This is a genomic window from Megalodesulfovibrio paquesii (assembly GCF_054653055.1).
This window is the reverse complement of sequence record NZ_BAAIGQ010000008.1, coordinates 402645-428032: the sequence shown is the minus strand read 5'-3', so window position 1 is coordinate 428032 and position 25388 is coordinate 402645. Positions and strand designations below refer to the sequence as shown.

General features: G+C 62.9%; 37 protein-coding genes and 1 other RNA gene. 31 read left to right on the top strand and 7 right to left on the bottom strand.

Features of this window, described 5'->3' with window-relative positions:
• From ACYQ00_RS20325 to ACYQ00_RS20310, 4 genes are read right to left on the bottom strand one after another with little or no spacing between them, the layout of a single operon-like run.
• Positions 1-213: a Mu transposase C-terminal domain-containing protein gene (locus ACYQ00_RS20325; protein ID WP_460030201.1), complete on the bottom strand. Its 213-nt coding sequence runs from the start codon at positions 211-213 to the stop codon at positions 1-3.
• 12 nt (positions 214-225) lie between these two features.
• Positions 226-2265 carry a Mu transposase C-terminal domain-containing protein gene (locus tag ACYQ00_RS20320; protein ID WP_460033888.1) on the bottom strand — a complete coding sequence of 680 codons (2040 nt, stop codon included), beginning with the start codon at positions 2263-2265 and terminating at the stop codon, positions 226-228.
• On the bottom strand, positions 2262-2525 hold the full coding sequence (locus tag ACYQ00_RS20315) for a helix-turn-helix domain-containing protein (protein ID WP_460033887.1): 264 nt from the start codon (positions 2523-2525) through the stop codon (positions 2262-2264). The genes ACYQ00_RS20320 and ACYQ00_RS20315 overlap by 4 nt, the downstream gene beginning before the upstream one ends.
• Before the next feature lie 2 nt (positions 2526-2527).
• A complete protein-coding gene (locus ACYQ00_RS20310; protein WP_460033886.1) occupies positions 2528-2959 on the bottom strand; it encodes a hypothetical protein in 432 nt (143 codons plus the stop codon).
• Between the two features lie 182 nt (positions 2960-3141).
• Here ACYQ00_RS20310 and ACYQ00_RS20305 point away from each other — a divergent pair, with 182 nt between their 5' ends.
• Positions 3142-3813: an XRE family transcriptional regulator gene (locus ACYQ00_RS20305; protein WP_460033885.1), complete on the top strand. Its 672-nt coding sequence runs from the start codon at positions 3142-3144 to the stop codon at positions 3811-3813.
• A gap of 1040 nt (positions 3814-4853) precedes the next feature.
• On the opposite strand, the gene ACYQ00_RS20300 is transcribed toward ACYQ00_RS20305, so the two are convergent.
• Positions 4854-5510, bottom strand: a complete 657-nt coding sequence (locus tag ACYQ00_RS20300) for a helix-turn-helix domain-containing protein (protein ID WP_460033884.1) — start codon at positions 5508-5510, stop codon at positions 4854-4856.
• Positions 5511-5762: 252 nt separating this feature from the next.
• On the opposite strand from ACYQ00_RS20300, the gene ACYQ00_RS20295 reads away from it, so the two are divergent.
• The 17 genes from ACYQ00_RS20295 (at position 5763) to ACYQ00_RS20215 (ending at position 14086) form a co-directional block, all read left to right on the top strand.
• Positions 5763-6101 (top strand): hypothetical protein, encoded by a 339-nt coding sequence (locus ACYQ00_RS20295; RefSeq protein ID WP_460033883.1) that lies wholly within the window; start codon positions 5763-5765, stop codon positions 6099-6101.
• Between the two features lie 378 nt (positions 6102-6479).
• Complete coding sequence (locus ACYQ00_RS20290) at positions 6480-8489, top strand: transposase (RefSeq protein WP_460033882.1); 2010 nt, start codon at positions 6480-6482, stop codon at positions 8487-8489.
• A gap of 99 nt (positions 8490-8588) precedes the next feature.
• Complete coding sequence (locus ACYQ00_RS20285) at positions 8589-9353, top strand: AAA family ATPase (protein ID WP_460033881.1); 765 nt, start codon at positions 8589-8591, stop codon at positions 9351-9353.
• Positions 9350-9901 carry a helix-turn-helix domain-containing protein gene (locus ACYQ00_RS20280; protein WP_460033880.1) on the top strand — a complete coding sequence of 184 codons (552 nt, stop codon included), beginning with the start codon at positions 9350-9352 and terminating at the stop codon, positions 9899-9901. The genes ACYQ00_RS20285 and ACYQ00_RS20280 overlap by 4 nt, the downstream gene beginning before the upstream one ends.
• A complete protein-coding gene (locus ACYQ00_RS20275; protein WP_460033879.1) occupies positions 9880-10221 on the top strand; it encodes a LacI family transcriptional regulator in 342 nt (113 codons plus the stop codon). The genes ACYQ00_RS20280 and ACYQ00_RS20275 overlap by 22 nt, the downstream gene beginning before the upstream one ends.
• Before the next feature lie 13 nt (positions 10222-10234).
• Positions 10235-10432 (top strand): hypothetical protein, encoded by a 198-nt coding sequence (locus tag ACYQ00_RS20270; RefSeq protein WP_460033878.1) that lies wholly within the window; start codon positions 10235-10237, stop codon positions 10430-10432.
• Positions 10416-10601 (top strand): hypothetical protein, encoded by a 186-nt coding sequence (locus ACYQ00_RS20265; RefSeq protein WP_460033877.1) that lies wholly within the window; start codon positions 10416-10418, stop codon positions 10599-10601. Before ACYQ00_RS20270 ends, ACYQ00_RS20265 begins: the two co-directional genes overlap by 17 nt.
• Positions 10598-11233 carry a DUF3164 family protein gene (locus tag ACYQ00_RS20260; RefSeq protein ID WP_460033876.1) on the top strand — a complete coding sequence of 212 codons (636 nt, stop codon included), beginning with the start codon at positions 10598-10600 and terminating at the stop codon, positions 11231-11233. The genes ACYQ00_RS20265 and ACYQ00_RS20260 overlap by 4 nt, the downstream gene beginning before the upstream one ends.
• 22 nt (positions 11234-11255) lie before the next feature.
• Complete coding sequence (locus ACYQ00_RS20255) at positions 11256-11534, top strand: HU family DNA-binding protein (RefSeq protein WP_460033875.1); 279 nt, start codon at positions 11256-11258, stop codon at positions 11532-11534.
• Complete coding sequence (locus ACYQ00_RS20250; protein WP_460033874.1) at positions 11527-11682, top strand: hypothetical protein; 156 nt, start codon at positions 11527-11529, stop codon at positions 11680-11682. Before ACYQ00_RS20255 ends, ACYQ00_RS20250 begins: the two co-directional genes overlap by 8 nt.
• 3 nt (positions 11683-11685) lie before the next feature.
• Positions 11686-11751, top strand: an RNA gene (locus tag ACYQ00_RS20245) — hammerhead ribozyme type II.
• Positions 11752-11759: 8 nt separating this feature from the next.
• Positions 11760-12155, top strand: a complete 396-nt coding sequence (locus tag ACYQ00_RS20240) for a hypothetical protein (RefSeq protein WP_460033873.1) — start codon at positions 11760-11762, stop codon at positions 12153-12155.
• Between the two features lies 1 nt (position 12156).
• Complete coding sequence (locus ACYQ00_RS20235; RefSeq protein ID WP_460033872.1) at positions 12157-12414, top strand: hypothetical protein; 258 nt, start codon at positions 12157-12159, stop codon at positions 12412-12414.
• A gap of 1 nt (position 12415) precedes the next feature.
• Positions 12416-12913 carry a phage protein GemA/Gp16 family protein gene (locus ACYQ00_RS20230; protein ID WP_460033871.1) on the top strand — a complete coding sequence of 166 codons (498 nt, stop codon included), beginning with the start codon at positions 12416-12418 and terminating at the stop codon, positions 12911-12913.
• Positions 12910-13284, top strand: coding sequence for a helix-turn-helix domain-containing protein (locus ACYQ00_RS20225; RefSeq protein ID WP_460033870.1), 375 nt, complete (start codon positions 12910-12912; stop codon positions 13282-13284). The genes ACYQ00_RS20230 and ACYQ00_RS20225 overlap by 4 nt, the downstream gene beginning before the upstream one ends.
• Before the next feature lie 128 nt (positions 13285-13412).
• On the top strand, positions 13413-13853 hold the full coding sequence (locus ACYQ00_RS20220; RefSeq protein WP_460033869.1) for a hypothetical protein: 441 nt from the start codon (positions 13413-13415) through the stop codon (positions 13851-13853).
• 95 nt (positions 13854-13948) lie between these two features.
• Complete coding sequence (locus ACYQ00_RS20215; protein WP_460030190.1) at positions 13949-14086, top strand: hypothetical protein; 138 nt, start codon at positions 13949-13951, stop codon at positions 14084-14086.
• Positions 14087-14117: 31 nt separating this feature from the next.
• Here ACYQ00_RS20215 and ACYQ00_RS20210 read toward each other — a convergent pair whose 3' ends face one another.
• Entirely contained in the window at positions 14118-14585 is a 468-nt protein-coding gene (locus ACYQ00_RS20210; protein WP_460033868.1) for a thermonuclease family protein, read from the bottom strand.
• A gap of 124 nt (positions 14586-14709) precedes the next feature.
• On the opposite strand from ACYQ00_RS20210, the gene ACYQ00_RS20205 reads away from it, so the two are divergent.
• The 4 genes from ACYQ00_RS20205 (at position 14710) to ACYQ00_RS20190 (ending at position 16945) form a co-directional block, all read left to right on the top strand.
• Complete coding sequence (locus ACYQ00_RS20205) at positions 14710-15288, top strand: hypothetical protein (protein WP_460033867.1); 579 nt, start codon at positions 14710-14712, stop codon at positions 15286-15288.
• 298 nt (positions 15289-15586) lie between these two features.
• A complete protein-coding gene (locus ACYQ00_RS20200; protein ID WP_460033866.1) occupies positions 15587-16270 on the top strand; it encodes a Rha family transcriptional regulator in 684 nt (227 codons plus the stop codon).
• A complete protein-coding gene (locus ACYQ00_RS20195) occupies positions 16263-16751 on the top strand; it encodes a hypothetical protein (protein ID WP_460033865.1) in 489 nt (162 codons plus the stop codon). The genes ACYQ00_RS20200 and ACYQ00_RS20195 overlap by 8 nt, the downstream gene beginning before the upstream one ends.
• Positions 16748-16945 (top strand): hypothetical protein, encoded by a 198-nt coding sequence (locus tag ACYQ00_RS20190; protein ID WP_460033864.1) that lies wholly within the window; start codon positions 16748-16750, stop codon positions 16943-16945. The genes ACYQ00_RS20195 and ACYQ00_RS20190 overlap by 4 nt, the downstream gene beginning before the upstream one ends.
• A 56-nt stretch (positions 16946-17001) precedes the next feature.
• Here the strand turns inward: ACYQ00_RS20190 and ACYQ00_RS20185 are convergent, their stop codons facing one another.
• A complete protein-coding gene (locus ACYQ00_RS20185) occupies positions 17002-17904 on the bottom strand; it encodes an LAPAL motif-containing putative phage structural protein (RefSeq protein WP_460033863.1) in 903 nt (300 codons plus the stop codon).
• Positions 17905-18165: 261 nt separating this feature from the next.
• Between ACYQ00_RS20185 and ACYQ00_RS20180 the strand changes: the two genes are divergently transcribed.
• The 9 genes from ACYQ00_RS20180 (at position 18166) to ACYQ00_RS20140 (ending at position 25091) form a co-directional block, all read left to right on the top strand.
• On the top strand, positions 18166-18717 hold the full coding sequence (locus ACYQ00_RS20180) for a glycoside hydrolase family 108 protein (protein ID WP_460033862.1): 552 nt from the start codon (positions 18166-18168) through the stop codon (positions 18715-18717).
• 24 nt (positions 18718-18741) lie between these two features.
• Complete coding sequence (locus ACYQ00_RS20175; RefSeq protein ID WP_460033861.1) at positions 18742-18957, top strand: hypothetical protein; 216 nt, start codon at positions 18742-18744, stop codon at positions 18955-18957.
• A 10-nt stretch (positions 18958-18967) separates the two neighbouring features.
• Complete coding sequence (locus ACYQ00_RS20170) at positions 18968-19222, top strand: TraR/DksA C4-type zinc finger protein (protein ID WP_460033860.1); 255 nt, start codon at positions 18968-18970, stop codon at positions 19220-19222.
• Positions 19219-19560 carry a DUF2730 family protein gene (locus ACYQ00_RS20165; protein WP_460033859.1) on the top strand — a complete coding sequence of 114 codons (342 nt, stop codon included), beginning with the start codon at positions 19219-19221 and terminating at the stop codon, positions 19558-19560. The genes ACYQ00_RS20170 and ACYQ00_RS20165 overlap by 4 nt, the downstream gene beginning before the upstream one ends.
• Complete coding sequence (locus ACYQ00_RS20160) at positions 19557-19868, top strand: VpaChn25_0724 family phage protein (protein WP_460033858.1); 312 nt, start codon at positions 19557-19559, stop codon at positions 19866-19868. The genes ACYQ00_RS20165 and ACYQ00_RS20160 overlap by 4 nt, the downstream gene beginning before the upstream one ends.
• 11 nt (positions 19869-19879) lie before the next feature.
• Entirely contained in the window at positions 19880-20464 is a 585-nt protein-coding gene (locus ACYQ00_RS20155; RefSeq protein ID WP_460033857.1) for a DUF3486 family protein, read from the top strand.
• 2 nt (positions 20465-20466) lie between these two features.
• Positions 20467-21948 carry a phage terminase large subunit family protein gene (locus ACYQ00_RS20150; RefSeq protein WP_460033856.1) on the top strand — a complete coding sequence of 494 codons (1482 nt, stop codon included), beginning with the start codon at positions 20467-20469 and terminating at the stop codon, positions 21946-21948.
• A gap of 157 nt (positions 21949-22105) precedes the next feature.
• Positions 22106-23716, top strand: a complete 1611-nt coding sequence (locus ACYQ00_RS20145; protein ID WP_460033855.1) for a DUF935 domain-containing protein — start codon at positions 22106-22108, stop codon at positions 23714-23716.
• Complete coding sequence (locus ACYQ00_RS20140; RefSeq protein WP_460033854.1) at positions 23709-25091, top strand: phage minor head protein; 1383 nt, start codon at positions 23709-23711, stop codon at positions 25089-25091. The genes ACYQ00_RS20145 and ACYQ00_RS20140 overlap by 8 nt, the downstream gene beginning before the upstream one ends.
• The last annotated feature ends 297 nt before the right edge of the window (positions 25092-25388 follow it).

The window sequence follows — 25388 nt, the reverse complement described above, 5'->3', positions numbered from 1 at the left end:
TCAGGCTCCTTTCTTGGCAGGGCCAACGGTGGCCTGTTTGGCAACACACAGGGGGCGTGAACATTTGTCATAGACACACACACTGCCTAGATCAGTAGGATCAAAAGCCACCTTCACCTCGCCCCCATGCTGCAGGCACAATGCGGGGTGTTCGTAACTCGTGCCATGGATCACGATGCGACCTCGTTGGGGGACTCGTTGCAACACTCTCATCTGTTCCTCCTGTTATCCCAGGGCCACTTCCCCGAACTCTTCATAGAGCCGGGCCTGGCTGAGGTATTCTGGTGTGGTGACGTAATAATCCAGCCACTTGGCTTCATGCGGCGAGAGGGCCTCGCCTCCCGTGCGCCGGGCCTCCAGGGCCTGCGCTTTGAGGAAGCGCTCACGCTTGGGGTTCCCCGCCGGGGCGGGGGCAATGGAGGCAGCCTCCAGGGGGGATAATCCCCCCTGCCCCCCCTGATCGAGTGGAATGGAGGGGGTTCGGGGGAACTCAGTTCCCCCGAGCACATATCCCTGCATCTCCACCACCTTGGCCTGCGCCCGCTTCAGCTGCGCCTTGCGGCGGCCTTCGCGGGCCTGTTCAATGGTCGATTGCGGGAAGTACGCCGCGGCGTGGCCGTCCTGCTTGGCGATGGCCAGCAGCTGGCCGTCCAGGTTGCGGACCCAGACCTTGGAGAAGTCGTGCAAATCGTAGGCAACCTGCACTTCCTGCCCGTGCATGGCCTCCAATTCCGGCGCGTAGTACTCCCGGTTGAACAGCGTCACGAGGCAGCGCCGGCAGGTGCGGATCAGATGCGGCCGGAAGAGTTCGGCGGCCTCTTCGGGCGTCGGGTGGAACAGCTCGCACAGGGGATCGCGGGCCAGCTCGGCCCAGCGTTCGTCCGGGGTCTGGTGACGGAGCTGGCCCGTCTTCGGATCTTGAATCCTGGGCAAGCCACGATGCGGCCGGGCGTTGTAGGCCCGCATCTGCTCGTCCATCCAGGCCAGATACTGATCCCAGGTCGGATACAGGGGAGAGGATCCGCGCTCCTTGATCTGCACCAGCGCCAGCTTGTGGATCTTCTTCTCAGCCTCATCATCCATGTCCCAGCCGCAGTAGCCGGGCAGCATGCGCGCACTTCGAATCCAGTTCTTCTGAAAACCCTCGATGACCCCGCGTGCCTGAGAGTTGTAGGGGATGCTGTGCTCAATGCGCACGCCCAGGCGCAGCAACAATCCGTCGCTCTCCCGTCCCAACATCTCATTCTTGAAGCCGCAGCCATTGTCCGCATAGAACAGGGCCGGAATGCCCGCCGTTTCCACGCTGTGCCGAAGGGCATCCGCCACCAGCCCGGCGGATTCATGCTCCCAGCTGCTCCAGCCCACGCACCGGCGCGAGGCAAGATCCAATACCGCCACCACCTCGGGCCGGAATGGCTGGCCATGATCCGGGTGCAGCACCTTCATGTCCTGGCGATGACCATCGGACGTGTACACGTCGCCGGGCAAAAGCTCTTTGAAGGTGCGTTTAACGTAGGCTTGCAGATTCCGCAGCGCCCGCGGCCCCATGCGGCCCTTGTTGGCCTGCACCGCGCCCAGCCGCTTGATGGTCCGTTCCACGGCGCTGATGGACGGCAGGCGCAACCCTTGGGTTGCAGCCACTTCATAGCACATGGCCATGGTCGGCTTGCCGGGCCGGCGGTACAGCTTGAGGAACGGTCCCAGCCACGCCGGGGGCGCATTGTCTGGCAATTTGGTGGGCTTCGGGGCCAGGGCATCCGCCCCCTGCCGGTCCAGCGTGGTGCGCCAGAGCCGCAGCGTCACGGCGCTCACGGCCCGCTGTTCGCCCTTGCGGGCATTGGCCAACGCGGCCAACTCCGCCAGCCGGGGGGCCAACGTCCCCCCCGCGGCCATCTCTGCAAATGTGGCTTCGGCCTTGATGATCCCCACCTGCATGGAGTCCGCCAGCTCGCGGACGGCTTCCAGCACGCCCAATCGCGCGTCCCGCACCTCCGCCTGCCAGTCCCGCAAGGGCGAGGCCAAACAAGCCGGGACTTGTGCGGCAGGAGCCGGCCCTGACTGTGAAGCAACCAGCGGCGCGGCCTGGTCAAGCACATGCGCCAAGGCCCGCTCCCGTACTGCCGCCGGCAACCCCTCCAGCAGGTACAGCCGTGCGCCGCGCGTGCCGGTGACGTAGGGCCAATCTTCGGCCTGGGCGCGCCATTGCAACGTCCTCAGAGGCGTGCCAAGCGCACAGGCGATAACCTTTGCCGGCAGCGCTTTCACGCAGCCACCCCTACGCCGTCCGGCAGAGCCAGATAACGGCGCGGCACGCCCAGCTCAACCAGCCGCGCCAGCACCCGCTTGTTGTTTTTTCCGCCACGCACCGTGTGACAGACCAGGCTGCGGGAGCACTCCAGATCCCTGGCGATGTCCGCCATGCTGATCCCTTTGCGCACCAGGTACGCCCGGATCGCCCGCCCGTTGCGTGGGCTCTCCACGGAATCAATACGCCGCGCCATGGCCATAGGTTGCTTGCCCGTCATGCCTAGTCCTCCAGCACGGCCCGCAGGCGGGCCTTTTTCTTTTTCAGTTGCCGCTCGGCCTCTTCCAGCTCCGCAAGCTGCAGCAGGGCCGCTTGCTTGCGGTCGATCACCCTCGCCTCCAGCGGAGCCGCCAGAGCCTGCAATGGCTCCAGCGTGTGCAAGGCCCGGCAAAATGCCACCATCCCCCGCGTCGGCACTGGCCTGTCAGTTTCCATTGGGTTCAGCCATTTGGCCAAAGTCTCGACGGACAACCGCCCGCCACGCCCGGCCGAGAGCGTGATCCCGTGCTCCCCGGCCGCCTCATTCATCCGGTCCACTACCTGTTCCATACTCAGTCCCGAGGATTCATACGCCCGTCGCATCGCCGCCTTGATGGACGGATCAACGTCCAACGAGGGAGCGAATAAAGACAGGGGCCGATTCCGATGGGGCATTGTCCGTCCAATATCCGGGTTTTTCCGGGCGTTGTTTCCTGCCTGGACAGGTGGTATCCAGGCTGGGGGCAAGGTCTACATGGCGACCTGCAAAAGTATTTACCAAAAAAATTTTGCAAAGCAAGATTTTTTTGGTGAATCTCTAATTTTTTTTCAAAAACATACCGTTGTGGACTGGAAATATGGGCAAGACAGATCTGCAAGTTGACGAATTCGGCGCGCGGTTGAGGTACATGCGGGAGCTCCGCGGAATGTCCCGCGAGGACTTGGCAAGCAAGCTAGACACAAGCAGAACAAGCATAGAAAACTATGAATCGGGGCGTCTTCCTAAAGGAGACATCTTGATGAAAATGATTAAAGCCTTAGGTTGCTCTGCAGATTGGCTTCTCTTTGGCGGTCAACATGCGCAATGCCAAATCGAAAATCAACAAAGCCAGTCCGAGTCTTTTGTCTATGTTAAAAAAGTAAAGGCGAGATTGTCAGCTGGGAACGGCAGTCTAGAAACAGATTCAGAACTTGATGGCTACCACGCATTCCAAGAGCGGTGGATAATGCGCATGGGAAACCCATCAAGAATGGTCTTAATGGATGTTGCAGGGGATAGCATGTCGCCAGTTCTGGAAGATGGCGATACCGTGTTGATAGATGAGAGCAAAACTGAAATCATTGCAGGTAAGATTTATGCTGTTGCAATAGATGATGAAATTCTAGTAAAACGCCTAGACAAGCGCCCTGGGTTAATCGTTCTTCGCAGCGAGAATCATCGCTATGAAGCCCTTGAGATAAACCCCGCCGATGAGAATGTGCACTTCAAAATTATTGGTAAAATTATTTGGTGGTGCCGCGTTGCCTAGTGACACATACTAGCAAGTTAGTAACACGGTCTGCACTTGGTGAGTTTTTTAGACATAGGCTAAGGTTGCGTAGTCCGAGCGCGCAATAGATTAGTAAAACAATCGTATTACTTTGATATTGAATGATTTTATTTCGGTGAAGTTGTTGCGCAAAGTTGCGCGGTCAGCCAATCAACCGCGCAACGGCCCCGATGCTGAAAGCGAACTGTACCAAAAGGTTACGTGAAGGCCGGTGATAAAAGCAGACGCGGCAAGACCTGGCCAGCAGGCCGCAAACCCCCAAAACTGATAAAAGCGCCCCAGCGGCCTTCAGACCCGCCAGGACGCTCCTAACAGCGCGGTTTCCTTCCCACTATATCCCCTCAAATCCCACCATATCCCGCCTCACTGCCTGATAAAAGCAGCCGCTGCCCTGCAGACATGGTGGGATTTGGGGGGACTTTGCGGGATGTGGTTGGGATTTGGCGGGGTTGTGGGGTGTTTTGGGCGGGGTGGCGGAGGCGGACTTTTGCGGGGGATTTGGCGCAAGAAAATGGATTAGCGGGGGATTTGGCACAACTCGGACATACAGACGAGCGTGCCATTATTATTTGATTAAGGCCAGATACGCAGGTTGCACCGCCCGGCGGTTGCTCAACTTTGCGCAACCGGTTGAGCAACCATGCGCCACAGTTGCTCAAAGATACATTTTACTGAAATAACTAGAATTATACATCGATCTGAGCGGGATCATGAATGGAGGTTGCGCAACCAAGTCCGCCTTCAATGAGCAGGTTTAGATGAAGTCTACAAATATCTAATACCCACACATTTCTACAGGGAAGCCTTTTCCGACATAAACACATAACGGGGCGCACGCCCCGTTATTGATTCAACAAGGGACGGCGGCAATGCCACTCTCCCCCACCCGCGGCCTCCTCGACACCCGACCTGCGTTCCCAGCGCTCACTTCCTCCCACCAGCAATGGGCCGCAAGCACGACATTCCCTTCCCTCTGCACTCGTCTAGCCCGGAAACGTCGCAAGTCGGTTCGGGTCAGATTATCCCGTGTCCTCGAAGGCATCCCCAGCGCGGTGGTGCTCAAGGCCGAGACGGAGCTGGCGATTTTCCGCTTGAATCATCTTGTTTTCTTCACGGATTTGATTGTTCTCGCGCTCCAAATTGTCCAACTTGAGCTGGATCGCCCCCAAGGCTTTATCAAGCTGGTCCTGCATTGAATCCAGTTTCCTTTCAGTGACGATGGCCTTGTGAAACGCCTTGATATTACTTACGATTGCGGTTGTGTAAACCGTTCTTGAATTGAGTATGTCTATTGTTTGGGCCAATACGTCACCCATATCAAACGCGTCTATCTGCTCGTCATGGTCTTCCGCGCGCCTTTGTGGATGATCAGCATTTCTTTTCAGGCTCGCCCCCTCACTGGGTTGATCGCGCCGCATTGCCCCTTCCCCGGTTAACAACCAATCCGCTGACACTCCCTTGCTTAACGCTACTGTCGTTATCCAGGCGGGGGGAATGCTGCGTTTATGTTTTGCCGCGCTGATGGAGCCTTGCCGCAGGTTCAACTCCAATGCCAAATCCGTATCTGTCTTTACAGAAAAGACTTGTTTTAGGCGTGACAAAACCCCCTCAAAATCTGGCGTGGGGCTAGCGCCTGCGCCGGCGGCAGGATTGATTCCACCTCTTCGGTCATCCATGGGGAACGGCCTTCAACAATTTTGGTGACAAAAAAACAACATAGACATTGACAATGTAACGCCGATGGCGTTAATCGTAAGTTGTCGGGTTGCACGGGCAACCCTCCTTTCGCAACTTATCCGCAAAAGTTGTTGTTTTCAATGGCAAAAAAGCGGCTTCTCCCAGACAACGCTCCTAAGCAACTATTACTCCCTTTGGCTGCACCGGGGACAAAAGGCTTTCGTGCCGGGACGTTGCTTCGAAAGGACGCTGTGCGGGAGGCGCTGACAGAGGCCCTCGCAGGGTGTGCCCTTTCTCGCGAAGAGGTGGCCGCAGAGCTTACCAGGCTGACGGGCGAAGCTGTCAGCGTCCATCACCTGCACAACTGGTGCAGTGAGGCCAAACGCGAATGGCGTTTCCCATTGGAGTTGGTCACCGCCTTTTGTCAGATTACCCAGGACTATGGCGTCATCGCAGCAGTGCTGGAAGGAACTGGCCAATCATTGGCGGACAAGGAGACCCTGACGCTGGCCGAGTATGGCCGCTTGGTCGCCGAAGATAAGAAACGCGCTGCGCGCCGGCGCGAGCTGCAAGAGAGGCTAGGCGTATGAACATCGACACTGCTCGCGCAGACGGGCTGATGGCCCCTGACAACGCCCGGCAGGTCAAGGCCTGGATGGTGCGCCATAATGTCAATCGGGGTGCCATTGCGGCGGAACTAGGGGTCACACCGCAGATGGTGAGCGCCGTCATATGGGGGCGAAGTGATTCACGGCGAGTCATCGAACATCTGTTGAGACTTGGCTGCCCTCGTAAGTGCTTTCGCGGGACAAAATACGAGCAATGCGGCCTTGCCGCCTGATGCCGGGCATACAGCTATGGGCTACAGCACCGCACAAATAGCCGAGGCATTCGGCATCACACGCCAAGCCATAGACAAGCGCTCCCGTAAAGAATCTTGGGGTGCTGTGCGGCAAGGAAAAGGGAAGGTGTTCCCACCTGTGTCCCTGCCCCAGGATGTGCGGGACGCCATCATGGCCTGGGAGCTGAAGAAGGCCTCTCAGGCCGGGGCGGGTTCGCAGGGTGCGGGGACGGTCCCGGTGGTGGCGGGTTCAGCGGTTCCTGCGGTGCCTGCCCCTACGGGGCTGCCCGTTACTCAGGCCGGGCCGACGTCGGCGTTAACGCATGCCCAGCGCAAGGTGATGGTGGCCCGGCTGGGGTTTGTGCGGGAGCTTGCGCGGCGGGTGGACGACGGCATGGGCAAGGGCGAGGCCTTGGACAGTCTGGTGGCCCAGAGCAAGGACGGCACCTTGCCGGCGCATCTGGCGCGGCTGGTGGACGTGGCCAATGACCGCGGCGGTGCCGGGCGCGGGCTTTCCCGCCGGACCTTGCAGCGCTGGCAGTCCCAATTTGCCCTGGCCGGGGAACGCGCCCTGGCCCCGGCGCGGGTGGAAAAAGACCTTTCCGTGCCGCCCTGGGCCGAGGCATTTCTGGCCTGCTGGCGCGATCCGCAGAAGCCCAGTGTAGTGGACGCCTACACCAACGCCTTTGGGCCGCCCCATGCGCCCAATCCGGGCGCGCCATCCATTCATGCCGTGCGGCGGTTTCTGAACAAATTGACCGTCTTAGCCCGCGAGGAGGGGCGGCGCACGGGCAACGCCTGGCTGTCCCTGATGCCCTATGTGCGGCGGGACACCTCGGACCTTTCGCCCACCGAAATTTACACCATGGACGGCACCGCCATGGACGTGGAAGTGCTGCACCCGGACACGGGCCGGCCCTTCAAGCCCGAGGTGACCTTTGTGGTGGACGTGGCCACGCGGGAATGCGTGGGCCTGTCCATCGCCCTGGCCGAAAGCGCCGCGGCCACCCTGGACGCCCTGCGCATGGCCTGCCTGTATCTGGGCATCCCGGCCATCGTCTATGCTGACAACGGCCCTGGCTACCAGAACGCGCTCTGGACCGCCGAAGGCCTGGGCATGATGGACCGCCTGGGCAGCACGCTGACCCATTCCATCCGCTGCCGGCCGCAAGGCAAGGGGCTGATGGAGCGGGCCGTGAAGACGGCCTGCAACGTGGTGAAAAAATTCATTTCCTGCACCCATGCGGACATGGACCGGGACGCGGCCAAGAAGGTCTACAAGCTTTCCCGCAAGGGCCTGAAGAATGGCCAGAACATCCTGCCCACCCTGCGGGAGTTCGCCGGGCAGCTGCTGGCGCGCATCGAGCTGTACAACGCCACGCCGCACCGAGCCTTGCCCAAGATCACCGACGAGGCGACGGGCAAGCGCCGCCGGCTCTCGCCTCGGGAATACCGCCAGACCTTTGTGGACCAGGGTTGGAAACCCTGCACGGTGGACGCCGCCCTGCGCGAGGAGCTGTTCATGCCCTCAGAGACCCGCAAGGTCAGCCGCGGCTGGATCACCTTCCATGACGGCAAGTATTTTTCCAAAAGCCTTGAGGAGTTGCACGGCGAAGTCGTGGAGGTCCGCTACGACGTGTTCGACGCCTCCAAGGTCTACATCTGGAGCCTGGAGGGCGTGAAGATCTGCGAAGCGGAGCTGGACGGCAACACCACGCCGTACCTGCCCCGGTCCATGCGCGAGGCCGCGGCGGAGAAGCGCCGCAAGGGCCAGCTCAAGCGGCTGGAAGTCAAGGCCCAGGCCATTGCGCCCGGCGCGGTGATCGCCCAGCCCGAGGGGGACGGCCCGGCCATGCTCTCCGACGTGCTGGTGGCCGGGCGGGAAGTGCCGGCCATCGACGTGACGCCGTTGCCCTCGGCCAATTCGCCTGCAGAAGCCGCCAAGCGTCCGTTGTTCCTCAACTCACTGCATCATTACCGCTGGCTGATGGAGCATCGGGACCAGTGCACCGAGGCTGACGAGGCCTGGCTGGCCCGCTATGCCACCACGCCGGAGTATGCTGATTTGGCGGATCGCTATGCCTTTGAAGGGATTGCCTATGCGCCGCAGGACGCGACGCAGCGGAAGGCGGGGTAGGAATCGGGGGAAAACCTTTCTGGAAGAAAGGTTCTTCCCCCGAACCCCCTTTCCAAAGACTTTTTTCGGGTGAACTGCAACGTGGCTTGAGGAGATGTGATGAAAAAACAGTTTGTCAAAACAGAGAATTACAGCCGCTTTGTGGCGGCGGTGCGCGCGGTGGAGCAGCGCGGGGCGGCCGAGGCCGGCATGTTACTGCTCCACGGCCTGCCCGGCCTGGGCAAGAGCCACACCGCGGATCGCTGGGCCGTGGACACGGGCGCGATCTTCCTGCGGGCCAAGGTGGACTGGACGCCGCGTTATTTCCTGAAAGACCTGGCCGCCACCCTGCGCACCGTGGACACAGGCGGCAGCAGTCAGCAGCTCTTTGGCCGCCTGCTGGACCATCTGGCCCGCTCCCAGCAGCCCCTCGTTATCGACGAGGCCGAATTCACGTTGGCCCGGCAGGCCCAGGTGCTGGAAAAGGTCCGGGATATCTCGGACTACGCCGAAATCATCGTGGTGCTCATCGGCATGGAGAAAATCCAGAAGATGGTGGCTAGGCATGGACAAATCCACTCCCGCATCGCCCAGGCCGTGGAGTTCCAGCCGGCGACCCTGGCCGACGTGGCCTACGCCTGCGGGTTGCTGTCCGAAGTGCCCATGACCGAGGCCCTGTGCGCCGAAGTGCACCGGCTCTCCAACGGCCGCATGCGCGAGGTGCTGAATATCATCGCCACGGTGGAGCGGGTGGCCAGGGAATCCGGCCTGGAGACGGCGGACGTGGAGCACTTCCGCGGCGTGGCCCTCTCCTATGACTGGCAGATGCGCAGGCCCCGGACGGTGAGAGCGGGGCAGACGGGCAAGGCAGGGGCCGCGGCATGAGCGGGCAGTGCTGTCAGGCTGTGTTGCAGCATCTGGCCAGCGTGCCCGGTGTAGCAGGATGCGCCACCACGGCGGAGGTGCATGCCGCCGTTGGCTATGCCGCCAACAGCGTGCGGCGGGCCTTGCGCACGTTGCGGGAGCGGGGCCTGGTCACCTCTTTGGAGGGGCTGCACGAACTGACGGCCAAGGGCCGGGCGTGGATTGACGCCGGCCTGGAGATCACGAGCGGCCCCCGGCCTGGCCAGGCCCAAAGCCGGCACGCCCAGACCTTGCGGGCCAAGGCCTGGCGGGCGCTGCGCCTCAAGGGCAAGTGCAGCCTGGATGACCTGCTGATGTTGGTGGCCGATGGCACGGAGAAGGACGCGGAGAAGCAGTTGCGGCGGTATTGCAGGGCCTTGGAGGCCGCGGGCTATCTGGTGCCCATGCGCTCCGGCTGGCTGCTGCCTGCCGACCGCAACACCGGCCCCGAGGCCCCGGCCTACAACAGCAAGACCCGCACCGTGACCGACCCGAACACGGGGGACGTATGGCCGCTGCCCCGGAACTAGACTGGCTGGCCATCCTCAGACGCGAGGTGGCCGCCGGCAGTTGCCAGGCCGTGGCCGCGGCCATGGGCGTGAGCCGCACGGCGGTGAGCCTGCTGGTCCATGGCAAGTACACGGCGGACCCGGCGCGCATGGCCGCCAAGGTGCTGGAAACCTTCACCCGCGTGCATTGCCCGCACGCGGGGGTGCCGGTGAGCCCGCAGGAATGCGGCCAACGGGCCGGCGCCATGCCCACGGGCAGCCCCGGCGCGTTGCGCTGGTGGCGGGCCTGCCAAGGCTGCCCGCACAACCCGTTACAAACCAATAAGAAACCTGCTGCCTAACGGAGAAACGACAATGGCGACTGCAAGTGAACAGATTCGGAATTGTGCGATTGCCCTGGGGGCGCTGATGCATGACGTCCCGGATGAACATGCGGCCCTGATCCGGGTGGTGCGGCAGAACCTGCTGGCCGCCGCGGATCAGGCTCAAGCTCTGGAACGGAAACCGCTGTTGTTGGTGGTGCCGGGAGTGGCCCATGAACCCCGCGCGTGAGCTGCTCCGGCTGGGCTTCCGCGTCAGCCGGTTGAAGGACGGGACGCGGGATGCGGGCGTGCATCGGGAAATCGACGGCATTGTGGAAGAGCTGATCCGGCTGGTCAAGGCCCTGGGCGACCGGGAAGCGTCGGTGAGTCTGGAAACGGAAGAGGAGGTGACGGCATGAGTGAGGAAGCGACGGCTTACGGGGAACCCAAAATTCCCGAGGGCTACATGGAAGACGCGAAAGGCCGCATGGTGCCGGTGGGCATGGTCAAGGACGAACATCGGCTGGCTGACGAGCTGGTGAAAGGCGTCCTGGGCCGGGCCAAGGCCCTGCGCGCGGACATGGAAGAGTTCCGCGGCGAAACCCTGGCGGACATCGAAACCTATCTGGAACTGCTGGACGAAAAATACGGCGTCAAGCGCGGCGGGCGCAAGGGCAACGTCAAGCTCTACACCTTTGACGGCCGGTATCGCGTGGACCGGCAGCGCAGCGAGCACATTGCCCTCGGCGAGGAGCTGGAGGCCGCGCGGGCGCTCATTGACGAGTGCCTGGCGGAGTGGGCGGAAGGCAGCCGTGATGAACTGAAGCTCCTGATCCAGGACACCTTCCGGACTGACAGCCAGGGCAAGCTGGACACCGGGCGCATCCTGGCCCTGCGGCGCATCAAGATTGAGGATCCGCGCTGGCAGCAGGCCATGCAGGCCATCGGCGACGCCCTGCGCGTGGTGGGGGCCAAGACCCTGCTGCGTGTCTACGAGCGCCAGTCCGACGGCGCATACAAACCCATCGCGCTCGACATGAGCGCCCTTTAACCAACCAAAAGGACAGACCATCATGACCAAAGCGGAACTGATCGACGCCATTGCCCTGGCCACAGGAGATCTCACCAAAACCGCCATCGACCAAGTGCTGGACGCCCTGGCCAAAGTAGCCAAGGAGGCCCTGGGCAAGGGCGAGGACGTGCCCCTGCCGGGCATCGGCAAGCTGGAAGTGCGCGAACGCGCCGCCCGCATGGGCCGCAACCCCCAGACCGGCGAGGCGCTGGAAATCGCGGCTCACAAGGCCGTGGGCTTCAACCCGTCGAGCACGCTGAAGGGGGCGGTCAATGCCTGATCCCATCATCCGCACCCCTGAGGAGCTGGCCACATTGGAAAACGCCTGGGTCGAGGCCTTTGAAGACGGCACGCCCGGCGCGGGGGCTGTGCTGGACCTCATCCTGTGGCTCACCGATCCCGGCCTTGATCCGCCGATGCCGAGTTAACCCTTGCGAAACGGGAGGATTCCTCCCGTCACCCAGGCGTGGTGGCCTGGGTCTGATGAGCAGCCAAAGGATGCAACATGACGCCAGATGATTGGAACTATGTAGAGAGGACGTTGTCCATCCCGTATGGGCACGTGACTCTGCGATGCGATGGATACCTTGTGGGGCTGCGCGTCGAGCCTGTTAAAAAAATGCAGTGCGGCATCTGTGTGTATGTTGATGGCTGGATGCGCGGCGAATGGATGTCCAAAGAATGCGATGTGTCAACACGATTCCTGCGGCGCTCTGAACGCTCGCTCTACTCCAAAAAAGAACAAGCGGAATGGCGAAAACTCTCAAAAGCGCTCGGGAAGCCCGCCAGTTTTGACAAGAAGATGGTCTTTTATCTGCCGTGCTGGAACAGCGTTACATCGCTACGCCGCCACTACATCAAACACAATACGTCCATCGAACTGGTGCGCGAGGAGGTGTGACATGGCCAAAAAGCCCAAGACCAACCCCGCCTTGAATCCGCCCCGGCCCAGTGAGTGCACGCTGCTGCTGGTGCAGAGCGGGCCGGTGCCCGTGTTCGTGAAACCGCGTGGCTACAAGAAATGCGCCCAGCCGGGCGTCTGGTGTGTGCAGGTGTTTCACGGCCTGCAGTGTTGCCCTGGTTGCGACTGGCTGTGCCAGTTTCCGCCCGTCGCCGGCCTGGTCAAGGGCCAGCAAGTGCTGGTGCTCAAGGAGGTCTAGTATGCCCCCCCAAAAAAAGGCCGCCCCGGCCGCCGAAAAGAAGAAGGCGCCCCAGAAGAAGGCTTCCGGCCGGCAGGCCCTGTCCGCCAAGATCCACATTGCCATCAAGGATCTGAACATGCCCGACGAAGCCTACCGGGACATCCTGCAGGCCCGCTTTGGCGTGGCCAGCTCCGACCGGCTCTCCGTGGCGCAGCTGCAAGAGCTGATTCGGCATTTCGAGTCCCTGGGTTGGGTGCCCAAGAAGAAGCGGCCGGCCCCGCGGGCAGGCATCGAGAAGCTCTGCAAGCGCATCTGGGCGCAGTGCTACAGCCTTAACCGCCCCGTGCCGGCCTATGCCGACGGCCTGGCCAAGCGCATGTATGGCGTGGAGAAGCTCATTTGGTGCGACGCCGCTCAGCTGCATGCCATCACCACGGCCCTGGGCAAGCAGCAAGCCCGCGAGGACGCGCCCACGGAGCCCTATGGCCCAACTGACGCGGTGGGGATGCAGGCGTGAGCGAGCGGTGGTTGTCGTATCCGGAGCTGCAGGCCGTGGTGGGCAAGGACAAGGCCGAGGCCCTGTGCCAGGCCCTGGGCGGGCTGCTGACCTACCTGCCGCACACGCCCAAGCCCTCGCATCCCTTTGCGCCCATCCTCGGCATGCCGGCCCTGCACACCCTGGCCGCCTATGCCGGCGGCTGGCACATCAGCCTGCCCAACCTGCGCCGGCCCGAGGCCATGAAGGGCCAGATCCTGGAGCTGCTGGCCCAGGGCCTGCCGCACCGGGAGATCGCCGAGCGCCTGGGCGTGTCCCAACGCTGGATCCGCCACCTGGCCGCCGAACAGCGCGCCGCCGCCGGCCAGCCGCAGCAATTACGGCTTTTTTAAAGCACGGAGTCGGGGGAAAACCTTTCTGGAGAAAGGGTTCCCCGAACCCCCTTCCAAAGACTTTTATTTAAAGGTTGTAGATGAATGGAGGTCGGAGGGAAGGTGTTTCTATTCAAGCGGTTGGAGGGATGATGGGCGAAAAACGCAAGCCCATGGCGACCCTGTTGCTCAGAAAACAGGGCAAAGAAAGTGTGAAAATTGAAATTTTTGACGGCGCGCTTTTTGGGCACGCCGGCGACTACCGCCTGCGGGTGAATGGGCGCTTCGTATCCCTCAAGGGCCAGCCCTTTTACCATGCTGCAGACGGGGTGGTGGCAACATTGCGTGGGCTGGTCTTCGGCACCTGGATCCTGCCGGAACCGGAAGAGGAAGCCCCGCCGGCCGCCTTCGCCCCTGGCGACCGCGTGACCGTATACTACGAGCTGGCCGGCGTGCCACGGGCCGAGATGGGCATTGTCCGTTCCGCCCCCCTGCAGGATCAGGGGGGCCGGCAGCATGTGCTGGTGGCCACGGGCGGGCCGATGCGCGTGGCGCTGTTTCCGGTGGAAAAAGTGGAGGTGCGGGAGTGAAATCGCTGCTGTTGCCCGGCCTCGTTGCCGTTGTGTCGCTCGCCCTTGTCTTTGCCCTGGGGGTTGTTCTGGGTGTGTCTGCAGGGATGTACGGGATGCTTGAATCCCTACGCGCCTCCACGGTGCGGACGGTGGAGGATGGGGAGCCGACAGTGGAGTTGCACTTTGTCCTTGGCCCGTTCCGGTATGTCAAAAAGATCGCTGCCGAGGCCCCTGCCGATGCCCCGCGTTAAAAAAGCCGGGTTGCCCCGGCCTCTTCACGCGCTAGTGGTGCTTGCGCCATTCCCACGGCGGGAGGGGGTTGGGGTCTGCCCAAAGGCCGCGGCCGGAGGCTTTGGCGGCAGCCTCATCGACGATGAACTGGCGGCAGAGAGCCCGGTGGCAGTATTTCGTAGAGACCCAGGCGTGCCCGGCGATGACCAGCTGCCTGTTGAGGTTTTCCCCGCTGCTCTGGACCAGGGAAACCAGGCGGCCGTACCTGTCCACGCTGACGGTCTCGGCCTCCACCCGCTGTCCGAACACTTTTGCGCGGGTGAACTCGGTCGCATTTTGGCCGCCAGGTTGTTCTTTTTCGGGGCAGTCTATCCCGTACAGCCGGACCTTGACGACGGTGGCGTTGTCCAGACGCACGCGGAAGGTGTCACCGTCGGAAACGCGGGACACAACGCCAGACCAGCCCCAGGCCGAGGCCGGAAGCAACAACAGGAAGAGGAGCAGGACACGTGCGGCCATCAGGCGACCTCCATGGCCAGCAAGTACCTTCGGACTTCCCGAGATGCAAGACGTGTTCGCGCCGTGAGGTCTGTCTTGCGCCGAATTCGGATGGTTGGTATCGAGTGGCGAAAAGGAGGTACGTATGAAGCTCTTCTTGGTGCTACTCGTTACGGTGATGGCGATGACTTCCACAGCCTGGGCTGGAGATGAATTCGACTTCAGAAAAACCCGCTGGGGAATGAGTAAGGAAGAGGTCAAGCGGTCGGAGACAGAGAAACTTGTGGAAGACAGCAAAGACACGTTGATCTATTTGACCACATTATTGAATGGGAAGAAGGTAGCATTATTTTATTTTTTTGCTGGCAACAAGCTCGTTAGAACAAAGTATGGCTTACAGGAAAAATATACAAACAAGAATGACTATTACTACTTGTTCTTTCTTCCACTGCAAGAGAGCCTTATTAAAAAATATGGAGAACCGAATGAGGCGAAGAGACTATGGAGAAACGAATTGTACATAAAAGACCCTTCGCAATTTGGGTTTGCCATAAGCGCTGGGCATTGTATTGAATTCAATCAATGGGAGAACAAGCGCACAATGATATTGCAGCTTATTTCTGGAAACAATTTTGAAGTCGTAGTTGGTGTCGAGTACTATTCAGTGGAGCTCAGAGGACTTGAGAATAACAAGCTAGATGCGGAGGATGCCGACAAACTGTAGCCGCAGCGCAATGTACTTCATGCCGCATTCGAAGTGCCCTGTGGCTCTCTTGACTTTTCCCTTCACGGGTGCCATTCTTTCCGCACGGAGCCTGAAATCTCCTAGGACGGACCCGCACCCGTCAGCCTTGCGGTTTTTTTGCGCCCTGCGTCTTCCTGACGGCAGGCGACCCGAGCACAGAAGCCGGGTGTGGACTAATACAATACCTCGCAAGAGGAAATACGTCCGCCGCCTCCTAGCGGTTTCAGGCACCCGGCTCTATTTTTGTAGAGTCAACTGAATGACTAGGAGAATTGCCATGTCTGACCTGATCCCCCTCGATGTGACCCGCGACCTGGAGTTCCATGGCGACCAGCCCATGGTCTCTTCTTTGCGCATTGCCGAGCGCTTCGGCAAGAAGCACTGCCATGTGCTGGACTCCATCCGTGAATTGTCCGTTAACTGCCCGAAAGAATTTGCTGGCCCGAATTTTCGGTCCAGCACCTACACCGATCCCAACGGCCGCACGCTGCCCATGTTCGACCTGACCCGCGACGGATTTTCCATGCTGGTCATGGGGTTTACCGGGCCGGAGGCCATGCAATGGAAAGTGAAGTACATTGAAGCCTTCAACGTCCTTGAAGCGGCCGTGAAAGAGTCCCTGGCCCAGCGCCTGGAGCGGGCGGAAGCCGCGCGGCAGGCCCTGGAGGCGGAGCGGCAGGCGCAGGTGGCGAAGCTCTTGGCCCTGCCCGACGAACGGCGGCAGCTGCTCTTGCGCGTGATGCGCTACGCGGGAATGGGGTTGGTTGGCTGGGAAATCCGTCGCTTGACGGGCCTGGCCGAACGGACCCTGACCAGGGTCATGGCCGAGGCCCGCGGCCTGGGGCTGATTGCCCCGGCGGACAAAGCGGACAAGGTGGACGAATCCGCCGGCAAGGCCCCAAAAGTAGCCCACCTCGATACCGCGCGCCCCGGCGCGGCGCGGGAGGTGGCCCATGTCTAAGCTGCAAGCCCCCCTTGACCCCGTGGCCCGTGTGCTGCTGATCAATCAGGTTGATGTGATGGAGCGGCAGCTGGAGAGCCTGGAGGCCTGGGCGGACACCACCCGGCGGCTGCTGCTTTCTCCAGCCTGCGCCAACGCCCTGGGCGCGCGCGAGGGCGGCGACCCCGACGCCACGGTGGCGGTGCGTTTTGCCGCCCCGCTGGAAGACTTGACCCGCCTGCTGGACACCGTGCAGCGCAACCTCCAGGTGGAACTGGGCGAAGAGTCCGAGGAAGACTATCGCGACCTCAGCATGACCTGGGAGGAATTGGAGGGGGGAGACGACGAAGAGGAAGGTGCGGACGCGCCGCAGGGCGCGGCCGCACCAACGCTGGACCCGGCGCGGGCCATCGGGGTGGGCATGACGCTGGGTCTGACGCCGGGCCTGACGCCAGGCCTGGAGGTCCTGGAGGTCCTGGAGGCCCGGGAGGTCAGGGCATGATCTACGCGTCAGGGGATCACCCCGCGGACGTGTTGGACAAGGCGGCCTGCGTGGTGGCCTTCCTCACCGAGGCCCTGACGGATGGCCGCGGCCCGCAGGGCGGCATCCAGCTGACCGCCGAGGCCCTGGCCGGCCTGGCCCTGGTCACCCAGGCCCTGCACGCAGACCTGCGCCAGGCGGCTGCGGCGGAATAGGCGGGAGAACAAAAAAGTGAAGGCCCGCCGGGAGCTTGCTTCCGGCGGGCCTTTGTTTATTCCTCTAGTGGGAGGCGGTATTGTCGGTAAGGGTTGCGGTGCCCCCAGACCCTTTCAACGTAGCGTTCCGTGGAAAGACCTTTTGCTGTCAGGGTCTGCGCCTCGGTCATTTCCACGTCAAGAATATCGCCCCTGGCAAAGGCCGCTTCCCCGCTCATGACTCGTTCCAAAAATGCTTTGTCTCGTATTTCTGCATGAAACGACACGGAACCATCGCTAAAACGCCACTTGTTGCCTTCCTGGAAAGAGGGGCTGAGAATTTGCAAGTGGGCTCTTCTTGTGGACACGCCCATGGGCTCATCCTCAGGCTCATCGGCAATAAACCATTCAGCCTCTTCCCGCGAGATGGCAACAAACTGCGTCGCCGAATCGTTGCCAAAGCCGACGCTGTCCACGCCATCCTTTTGCAGTGGCTTGGCCACCAGGTCTTCAAATCCTTTGCGCAATTTTGAACTGCGGTACAGGTCGACAACGACACGCTCGACATCTATGGCTTCATCCTGAATTTCCACGCGGACTTTGTCCGCATCGAGCTCGACAATCTTGGTGATTTTCCTTCGTCGCACCCAACGGATGAACGCCAACAGGCTCTTGACGAGACCAGGGGCGCTGGTGATCCCAAATGTCTGCAGCATTAAGATGACAGCCTGGGCGTCATCGTCCTTAAAAAACTCCAGCACGCTTGCCGCTCGAAGAGCCAGCTCGGTCAAAAATGAGCCTGTCTTGAACGAAGCACGAACGTTGACGCCGACCCTGTATCGGCCTTCAAAGGCAACCCTGTTAATTTCTTCGAAGATGTCCGAAACAGCGAGAAGGGCAGGCGCGAGGTCGCGCACGTTCATTTCGTGGTTTTCGAAGGCAGGGCCGTCGAAGATAATATGAAAATGCCCGGTTCCCATAGGTGCCCCTTGCTGCCGGCATTTGCCGCCGTGTACTCGGCCTATCCATAAGCACGAGCCTGCATTGGCGTCAACGTCAGCAATGCGCTGCAATGCGCAACATGCAAGGCATCCCACCCCCCAACCCCTCCCCATACACCGCCCGCCCCGCCGCATCCCGCCAGGAAGCGCTTCCATCACGACGAATCTCCCACGCCGGACTAGAGCTGTCTCTAGTCCGGCGTGGTTGTGTGGCCGGTCACGTGTGACGCGGGAGGCCGCATGCCGACGGAATGGGACGCGTTTTTCGACTGGCTTATGGAGGCCGAAGGCCGCGTGGTGCATCACGATCCTGATGACACCGGCGGGCAGACCTGCTGGGGCATCGCCCGCAAGCACCATCCGCAGTGGGAGGGCTGGGCCGTGGTGGACCGGCACGCCCCTGGTCAGCCGCCACGCGCGGAAATTGAGCCCCTGGTGTCCGCCTTTTATCAAAAACTGCTGGCCTCCTGGTGGCTGAGCACCCCCACACCTCTGCGCGAAGTCCTGTGCGACATCGTGGTCAACATGGGCGCGGGCCGGGCCGGACGGCTGCTGCAGGAAGGGGTCAATCGGCGTGCATCCGGCCAGGGGCATCTCGTCGTGGACGGCGTGGTGGGTCCCAAGACCCTGGCCGCGGCGTCGCAACGCTGTACCCGCTTGCTGGCCTGGGACGTGTGTCTCGCCCGCCTGGACGAATACGAAAAGATCGTGGCCCGCAAGCCCTCGCAGGGCAAGTTCCTCAGGGGCTGGCGCAACCGCGTGGCCTCGCTCAAACGATTTCTTTCCCTCTGAACTGACCACAAAAGGAGCATCCCCATGGCTGATTTTACCACTGTCAAACCCCTCTTTGCCTCCAAGACCTTCTGGGGCGGCCTGGTGGCCGTGGGCGGCGGGCTCGCCGCTGCCGCGGGCTATGCCTTCTCCCCGGAGGATCAGGCCCAGCTGACGGACGCCATGTACGGCGCCATCTCGGCGGTGGGTGGCGCGCTGGCCATCGCCGGGCGGCTGCTGGCCACCAAGGCCATCAAGTAAGGTCCGCACGATGGATGATGCGGATCAGGCGCAACGGGCAGAGGCCGCCTTTCTGGAGGCGGCCCTGGCCAAAGTCATCAGAGGCTGGGGAGCCTTCCATGACCAGGCCAACCCCGACGCACCGGCGAGGGTGGAAGAATGGGCCGTCTGGTGTTGCGATTGCGGCGAACCCATCTCCGCGGCGCGGCGGCAGGCCATGCCCGGCTGCCGTCGCTGCCGGGACTGCCAAGCATGCCAGGACCTTTACGAATCGGAGCGGCCATGAGCTGGGACGAAATCCTCTCGAAGACCATGCCCTGGGCGCTCCTGGCCGTGCAGGGGCTCTTTGCCTGGGCCATCTGGAGCCTGCGCAAGGAGTTTGTGCGCAAGGATGACCATTCGGCGAGCTGCGCCACCCTGGAGCAGCGCCTGGTGGCCGTGGAGCAGCACCTGGACCATCTGCCCACGGCAGAGCAGTGGCAACAGCTCCATGTGGCCATTGAGGAGATGCGCGGGGCGCATCGGGTGGTGCTGGCCAAGCTGGACGGTCAGGACGAAGTGCTGCGGCGCATCGAGCGCCCGGTGAACATGCTCATGGAATATCACCTGCGAGGCGACAAATGAGCCAAGTGAGCTTTGCCGAGACGTTGACGAAAGATCGCCGCCTGGTGATCCTGCGCTTTTTGTCCGAGGCCCCGGCCTGCCGGCTGAACACGGCCGTACTGCGCACGTCCCTGGACGCCTTTGGCCACAGCGTCAGCCGGGATCAGGTGGAGACGGATGCCGCCTGGCTCAATGAACAGGGGCTGGTGACGGTGGAGGAAGTTGGTCCCGTGCGGGTGGCCACCCTCACCACCCGCGGCCTGGACGTGGCCGAAGGCCGGGCGGTGGTGCCCGGCGTCAAGCGGCCCGGACCGCGGGCCGGGCTGTAAGAGGAGGCTCTATGCCTGGAGTCTCCACCGTCAAACGCCTGCCGCCCGAAGTCCGGGACGAAGTGCATCGGCTGCTGGAGTCTGGCCAGACCCTGGACGCCATTGTGGCCCATTTGCGCAGCCTGTGCAGCGCCGTGGGCGTGGAGGCCGTCAGCCGCAGCGCCCTGGGTCGGTACAAGCAGCATTTTGACCGCATCGTCGAACGGGTCCGCCGCAGCCGGGAGATTGCCGACGCCCTGGTGCGCAACTTTGGCCAGGAAGACGAGCACAAAACGGCGCGGGCCAACATCGAGATGATGCACGCCATCGTCTCGGACATGCTCATGCAAATGGGCGACCCTGATGACCCGGAAGGCGGAGAGGCAGGCGGCCTGCAGCTGGACGCCCGGCAGGCTCATGACCTGGCCAAGGCCCTGGACCATCTGGCCAAGGCCCGCAAGGCGGACCAGGACGCCATTGTCCGGGCGCGGGAGGAAGGGGCCAGAGCCGAAGCCAAGGCGGCCAGCGAGCGCATGGAGGCCTCGGCCAAGCGCGCCGGCGTGTCCGACGACGTCATCCGGACCATCCGCCGCGACGTGCTGCGCATGGCGGAGTAGCCATGACCACAAGTCCTCTTGCGGTGCCAGGCGTCATCCTCAGCACGCCGTCCGGGCCTCCGTTGGGCAGCCCGCGTCTGTATAAAGCCAAGTGCCTGCCGGCGGACCCTCAGGCCTTGTTCCTGCCGTACCAACAGCAGTGGATTCTGGACCGTGCGCGGCTGAAGCTCATGGAAAAGGCCAGGCAGATCGGCCTGTCCTGGAGCACGGCGTACCCGCTGGTGGAGCGCACGGCCAGGGCGGGCGCGGCCCATGATCAGTGGGTCAGCACCCGCGATGAAATCCAGTCCCGGCTGTTCCTGGAAGACTGCAAGATGTGGACAAAGGTCCTTGACCAGGTGGCCACGTACCTGGGCGAGCAGGTCCTTGACCCGGACCGGAGGATATCCGTCTACGTCCTGCGCTTCGCCTCGGGCAAGTGCATCTACAGCATGTCCAGCAATCCCGACGCCCAGGCCGGCAAGCGCGGTGGCCGCTTGTTGGATGAGTTCGCCCTGCACAAAGACCCGCGCATGATGTGGTCCATCGCCTACCCCGGCATCACCTGGGGCGGCAATCTGGAGGTCATTTCCACCCATCGCGGCAGCAAGAACTTTTTCAACGAGCTGATCCGGGAGGTGCGGGAGCGGGGCAACCCCAAGGGCATCAGCCTGCACCGGGTGACCCTGGAAGACGCCCTCAATCAGGGCTTTCTCTTCAAGCTCCAGCAGGCCCTGCCGCCCGACGCCGAACAGCAGGACATGGATGAAGCCGCCTACTTTGACTTCGTGAAGAGCGGCTGCGCCGATGAGGAATCCTTCCTCCAGGAATACATGTGCCAGCCCGGAGACGATGACGCGGCCTTCCTGGAATACGACCTCATCGCCAGTTGCGAGTACGGTCCACGGGATCACTGGGAGCTGGCCGCGCCGCCCCTGGAGCTGCAGGGCGAGCTGTACGGCGGGCTGGATATTGGCCGCAAGCGGGACCTGACCGTGCTCTGGATCCTGGAGCGCCTGGGCGACGTGCTCTACACCCGCGCCGTGATCACCCTGGCCGCCATGCCCAAGCCGGCCCAGGAAGCCATCCTCTGGCCCTGGATCAAGATGCTGCGGCGGACCTGTTTTGACTACACCGGCCTGGGCATCGGCTGGGGCGACGATGCCCAGGCCCAGTTTGGCAAGCATCGGGTGGAGCTGGTGACTTTTACCCCGCACATCAAGGAGGCCCTGGCCTATCCCGTGCGCGGGGCCATGGAGGATCGACGGTTGCGCCTGCCCCATGATCCCCACATCCGCGCGGACCTGCGTTCCGTGACCAAGCAGACCACCGCCGCCGGGAACATCCGCTTTACCGCCGAACGCACCGCCGACGGCCACGCCGACCGCTTTTGGGCCTTGGCCCTGGCCCTGCACGCCGCCGGCTCCCGCGCCCCCGCGCCCTTGGAATTCCAGAGCGCCGGGGCGCGCGTCAGCGGCGAGTACGGCCAGGCGAGGTGGGGCTAGGAGAAGGCGGACGAGGCGAAGAAGAAAAGGCTTACTGGGGGAGCACGGCTCCCCCAGACCCCCCGGTTCATTTTCCGGTCCGGGGCCGCCCCGGACCGGGAAAACGGAGGGGGCGCGGGGGAACTCAGTCCCCCCGTCTCCTCTCATGAGGTTTTCTATGGCGCCTGATCGCGTTGATCGCAACGAAATTGCCGCCTCTCGTGACGGGCGGGACATTGTCCGGGGCTGGCTGTCGCCCCTCATGCTGGCCCCGGTGGATGACCGCGTGCTCCTGGAGCGCGGCGGCGGGGACTATCGCCTGTATGAGGAGGTCTTGCGCGACGATCACGTCAAGACCGCCATCACCCAACGCGCCCACGGGGTCATCGCGCGGGACTGGAAGATCGAGCCCGGCGGCACGCGCGCCAAGGACAAGGCCGCCGCGGACTTCCTGCAGGAGGCCCTGGAGGCGTTGCAGTGGGACCGCATCACCCTGGCCATGCTGGCCGGGGTCTACTACGGGTTCAGCGTGGCGGAATGCCTGTGGGCGCGGGACGGGCGGTTTGTGCGGCTGGAGGATGTGAAAGTCCGCAACCGGCGGCGCTTCGGCTTTGACGGCGCGGGCCGCCTGCGGCTCCTGACCCTGGCCGACGCCATGCCCGGCGAGCTGATGCCCGAGCGCAAGTTCTGGGTCTTCCGGGCCGGGGCGGACCATGACGACGCGCCCTATGGCCTGGGCCTGGCGCACTATCTGTACTGGCCCGTCTGGCTCAAGCGCAACGCCTGGCGCTTTTGGGCCACGTACCTGGAAAAGTACGCCGCGCCCACGGCCCTGGGCAAGTATCCGTCAGGATCCAGCGACGTGGACAAGGGCCGGCTGCTGGAGGCCTTGACGGCCATCCAACGCGATTCCGCCATCATTGTCCCGGACGGCATGCTGGTGGAGCTGCTGGAGGCCACCCGAGCCGGCAGCGTGGATTATCAGGGCTTTATCAACGCCTGCAACGAGGCGATCTTGCTGGTCTGCATCGGCCAGACCGCCACGGCCAAGGGCACCCCCGGCAGCCTGGGCGGCGATGGCGAGCGCGAGCGGGTGGCCGACGCCATCATCAAGGCTGATGCGGATTTGCTGTGCAGCAGCTTTGTGGACGGCCCGGCCCGGTGGTTGACGGAATGGAACTACCCCGGCGCGGCCGTGCCTCGCGTCTGGCGTGTCTTTGAGGATGAAGACCTGGACGCCCAGGTCAAGCGCGAGGTGCAGATTACCAGCATGGGCGTGGCCAGGCCGACGCTCAAGCACATTCAGGACACCTATGGCGGGGACTGGGAGGCCGTGGAGAAGCAGCAGCCGGCGGCAGGGCCGGAAGCGGGGCCACGGGAAGAGGGCCAGGCGGAAGACACGTCGGAAGAGCCGCCGGAAGGCACGCCCGAAGCGCAGGCGAAAGAGGAAGCGAAGGAGCCGCCGGCCTTTGCCGAACAGGCTCCCAATGCCCGCCGTTTTACGCCAGACCAGCAGGCGTTGGAAGGGCTGATTGCCGGCGTCCTGCCCGAGGGGGTTGCCGCCGCCGCCAGCCTGGCCGGGGAGATTGACGCCGTGATTGCGCGGGCCACGTCCTTTGAGGATCTGCGCATCCTGCTGGCCGCGGCCATGGACGGCGAAAGCCCCGGCCAGGCCGCCCTGGCGGATGCCCTGCACCGGGCCGGCGTGGCTGCGGAGCTGCATGGGCGGGACCAGGTCCGGCGGGAGCAGGTGGAAAGCCAGGGGGAAGGAGGCGGGGACGATGCCTGAGACATCAAACAAGGTCCCTGCCGCTTCCCCCTCGCCCCCCTCGCCCTTGCCCCCAGCCCTGCCCATGCAAGAAGCTCTGGACTTCTGGCAACAGAAGATCCAGCTCTCCCCGACAGAGTTCTATCGCCTGGCCGAGGCCCAGCGGGTGCGGGCCTTTACCGTCAGCGGCCTGGCCCGGGCGGACATGCTGCAGCAGGTCCACCAGGGCATGGAGGCCGCGATCCGCGACGGCATCACCCTGGAGCAGTTCAAGAAGTCCCTGGCCAACGTGTGGGAAGAAAGCGGCTGGATTGGCGAAAAGGCCTGGCGCATGGACAACATCTTCCGGACGAATTTGCAGACGGCCTACAATGTCGGGCGGTACAGGCAGATGGCCGAGGTGGCCGAGGAACGGCCCTACTGGCAGTACAGTGCCGTCAACGACAGCCGCACCCGCCCGACGCACCGGGCGCTGCATGGCAAGGTCTATCGCCACGACTCGCCCTTTTGGGACACCTGGTATCCTCCCAACGGTTTCCGCTGCCGCTGCAAGGTCAAGACTCTCTCTGCCGAGGACGTCCGCGCCCGCGGCCTGGCCGTGGAAGAATACCTCAAGGATGATTTGATTGAGCCGCCCGCTCTCATAGTCGAGCATGGCCCCATGCCAGCCCGGCCCCTGCGGCCCGACGCGGGCTTTGTCGGCAATCCGGGCAAGGAGGCCTGGAGCGGGCTTGCGCCGGAGCCCATTGACGAGGCCGATGTGCGCCTGCGGCCCACGGCCATGGTCTGCCCGAACCTGCGGGGGGCGAACTTTGCGGAAAAGTCCAGCCTCCTGGCGCAGCAGGCGTGCGGCCTGCCCCTGGCGGACATCCCGGCGCGCTACGTGCATGCCGTCTCGCCCCAGGACCTGCTGCCCACGGGCCAGCCGGCGGAATTCTACGCCCGCGCCTTTATGGCCGAATTCGGCCTTGGGTTGCACGACGCCAAGGTGCTGAACATCCCCGGCACCTCCCTTCCGCTGGTCATCACCAAAAATGCGCTGCTGGACAAGCGCAAGGAGCCCTTCAGGCTCAAGACGTTGAAACGTGACCGCGCCCCATACATGAAACTGCTGGCACGGACCATTCTGGATCCTTTCGAGGTCTGGCAGGCCCCGGTGGAAGTGACCGGACGGGGCATGGAGGCCCTGCACTTTCTACGGCTTTATCAAGATGAGCGGGGCGACATCGGCGGCTTTGCGGCGTTCTCACTGTTCAACCACCGGCAGTGGACCGGGTCGACGGTATTTGCGCCAGCCGTGGGGGGCGAGGGGGAGGCGATTCTTGAAGCCATGGAGGCCCGGCGGCAAGGCCTGCTGATCTATCGGCAGGACGCCTGGCCGCCGGCAAAAAAATAGCGCCAGTGCCCGGGGACCTGGCGCGGACGGCATCCCTAATACCTGCCCCGCCCCGGCGGGGTTCATGATGGCCGCCCATCAACTGCTGTACTCTATATAATGATGGGGCTGGCGTTGGCAAGGAGGGAACCGCAACGAGGCCCATATTTGCCCTGAGCGCCATTTTAGCAGCCAGGGCGGCCAATGACCCGGTTTTGAAATTCGCGAAGATTCTAACGGCCCTCTAACGCGGTTTTAACGCGGGGTGCGGGCCGGAGTCGCACGCGCATTCTCTCCCCCGCAAAAAGAGGAGAGCCG

Bases quoted from the DNA above. Each gene is read 5' to 3' on its own strand.
- ACYQ00_RS20325 (WP_460030201.1), bottom strand. From the start codon at position 213: ATGAGAGTGTTGCAACGAGTCCCCCAACGAGGTCGCATCGTGATCCAT.
- ACYQ00_RS20315 (WP_460033887.1), bottom strand. From the start codon at position 2,525: ATGACGGGCAAGCAACCTATGGCCATGGCGCGGCGTATTGATTCCGTG.
- ACYQ00_RS20310 (WP_460033886.1), bottom strand. From the start codon at position 2,959: ATGCCCCATCGGAATCGGCCCCTGTCTTTATTCGCTCCCTCGTTGGAC.
- ACYQ00_RS20305 (WP_460033885.1), top strand. From the start codon at position 3,142: ATGGGCAAGACAGATCTGCAAGTTGACGAATTCGGCGCGCGGTTGAGG.
- ACYQ00_RS20300 (WP_460033884.1), bottom strand. From the start codon at position 5,510: ATGGATGACCGAAGAGGTGGAATCAATCCTGCCGCCGGCGCAGGCGCT.
- ACYQ00_RS20285 (WP_460033881.1), top strand. From the start codon at position 8,589: ATGAAAAAACAGTTTGTCAAAACAGAGAATTACAGCCGCTTTGTGGCG.
- ACYQ00_RS20280 (WP_460033880.1), top strand. From the start codon at position 9,350: ATGAGCGGGCAGTGCTGTCAGGCTGTGTTGCAGCATCTGGCCAGCGTG.
- ACYQ00_RS20275 (WP_460033879.1), top strand. From the start codon at position 9,880: ATGGCCGCTGCCCCGGAACTAGACTGGCTGGCCATCCTCAGACGCGAG.
- ACYQ00_RS20270 (WP_460033878.1), top strand. From the start codon at position 10,235: ATGGCGACTGCAAGTGAACAGATTCGGAATTGTGCGATTGCCCTGGGG.
- ACYQ00_RS20265 (WP_460033877.1), top strand. From the start codon at position 10,416: ATGAACCCCGCGCGTGAGCTGCTCCGGCTGGGCTTCCGCGTCAGCCGG.
- ACYQ00_RS20260 (WP_460033876.1), top strand. From the start codon at position 10,598: ATGAGTGAGGAAGCGACGGCTTACGGGGAACCCAAAATTCCCGAGGGC.
- ACYQ00_RS20255 (WP_460033875.1), top strand. From the start codon at position 11,256: ATGACCAAAGCGGAACTGATCGACGCCATTGCCCTGGCCACAGGAGAT.
- ACYQ00_RS20250 (WP_460033874.1), top strand. From the start codon at position 11,527: ATGCCTGATCCCATCATCCGCACCCCTGAGGAGCTGGCCACATTGGAA.
- ACYQ00_RS20240 (WP_460033873.1), top strand. From the start codon at position 11,760: ATGACGCCAGATGATTGGAACTATGTAGAGAGGACGTTGTCCATCCCG.
- ACYQ00_RS20235 (WP_460033872.1), top strand. From the start codon at position 12,157: ATGGCCAAAAAGCCCAAGACCAACCCCGCCTTGAATCCGCCCCGGCCC.
- ACYQ00_RS20230 (WP_460033871.1), top strand. From the start codon at position 12,416: ATGCCCCCCCAAAAAAAGGCCGCCCCGGCCGCCGAAAAGAAGAAGGCG.
- ACYQ00_RS20220 (WP_460033869.1), top strand. From the start codon at position 13,413: ATGATGGGCGAAAAACGCAAGCCCATGGCGACCCTGTTGCTCAGAAAA.
- ACYQ00_RS20215 (WP_460030190.1), top strand. From the start codon at position 13,949: ATGCTTGAATCCCTACGCGCCTCCACGGTGCGGACGGTGGAGGATGGG.
- ACYQ00_RS20210 (WP_460033868.1), bottom strand. From the start codon at position 14,585: ATGGCCGCACGTGTCCTGCTCCTCTTCCTGTTGTTGCTTCCGGCCTCG.
- ACYQ00_RS20205 (WP_460033867.1), top strand. From the start codon at position 14,710: ATGAAGCTCTTCTTGGTGCTACTCGTTACGGTGATGGCGATGACTTCC.
- ACYQ00_RS20200 (WP_460033866.1), top strand. From the start codon at position 15,587: ATGTCTGACCTGATCCCCCTCGATGTGACCCGCGACCTGGAGTTCCAT.
- ACYQ00_RS20195 (WP_460033865.1), top strand. From the start codon at position 16,263: ATGTCTAAGCTGCAAGCCCCCCTTGACCCCGTGGCCCGTGTGCTGCTG.
- ACYQ00_RS20190 (WP_460033864.1), top strand. From the start codon at position 16,748: ATGATCTACGCGTCAGGGGATCACCCCGCGGACGTGTTGGACAAGGCG.
- ACYQ00_RS20185 (WP_460033863.1), bottom strand. From the start codon at position 17,904: ATGGGAACCGGGCATTTTCATATTATCTTCGACGGCCCTGCCTTCGAA.
- ACYQ00_RS20180 (WP_460033862.1), top strand. From the start codon at position 18,166: ATGCCGACGGAATGGGACGCGTTTTTCGACTGGCTTATGGAGGCCGAA.
- ACYQ00_RS20175 (WP_460033861.1), top strand. From the start codon at position 18,742: ATGGCTGATTTTACCACTGTCAAACCCCTCTTTGCCTCCAAGACCTTC.
- ACYQ00_RS20170 (WP_460033860.1), top strand. From the start codon at position 18,968: ATGGATGATGCGGATCAGGCGCAACGGGCAGAGGCCGCCTTTCTGGAG.
- ACYQ00_RS20165 (WP_460033859.1), top strand. From the start codon at position 19,219: ATGAGCTGGGACGAAATCCTCTCGAAGACCATGCCCTGGGCGCTCCTG.
- ACYQ00_RS20160 (WP_460033858.1), top strand. From the start codon at position 19,557: ATGAGCCAAGTGAGCTTTGCCGAGACGTTGACGAAAGATCGCCGCCTG.
- ACYQ00_RS20155 (WP_460033857.1), top strand. From the start codon at position 19,880: ATGCCTGGAGTCTCCACCGTCAAACGCCTGCCGCCCGAAGTCCGGGAC.
- ACYQ00_RS20150 (WP_460033856.1), top strand. From the start codon at position 20,467: ATGACCACAAGTCCTCTTGCGGTGCCAGGCGTCATCCTCAGCACGCCG.
- ACYQ00_RS20145 (WP_460033855.1), top strand. From the start codon at position 22,106: ATGGCGCCTGATCGCGTTGATCGCAACGAAATTGCCGCCTCTCGTGAC.
- ACYQ00_RS20140 (WP_460033854.1), top strand. From the start codon at position 23,709: ATGCCTGAGACATCAAACAAGGTCCCTGCCGCTTCCCCCTCGCCCCCC.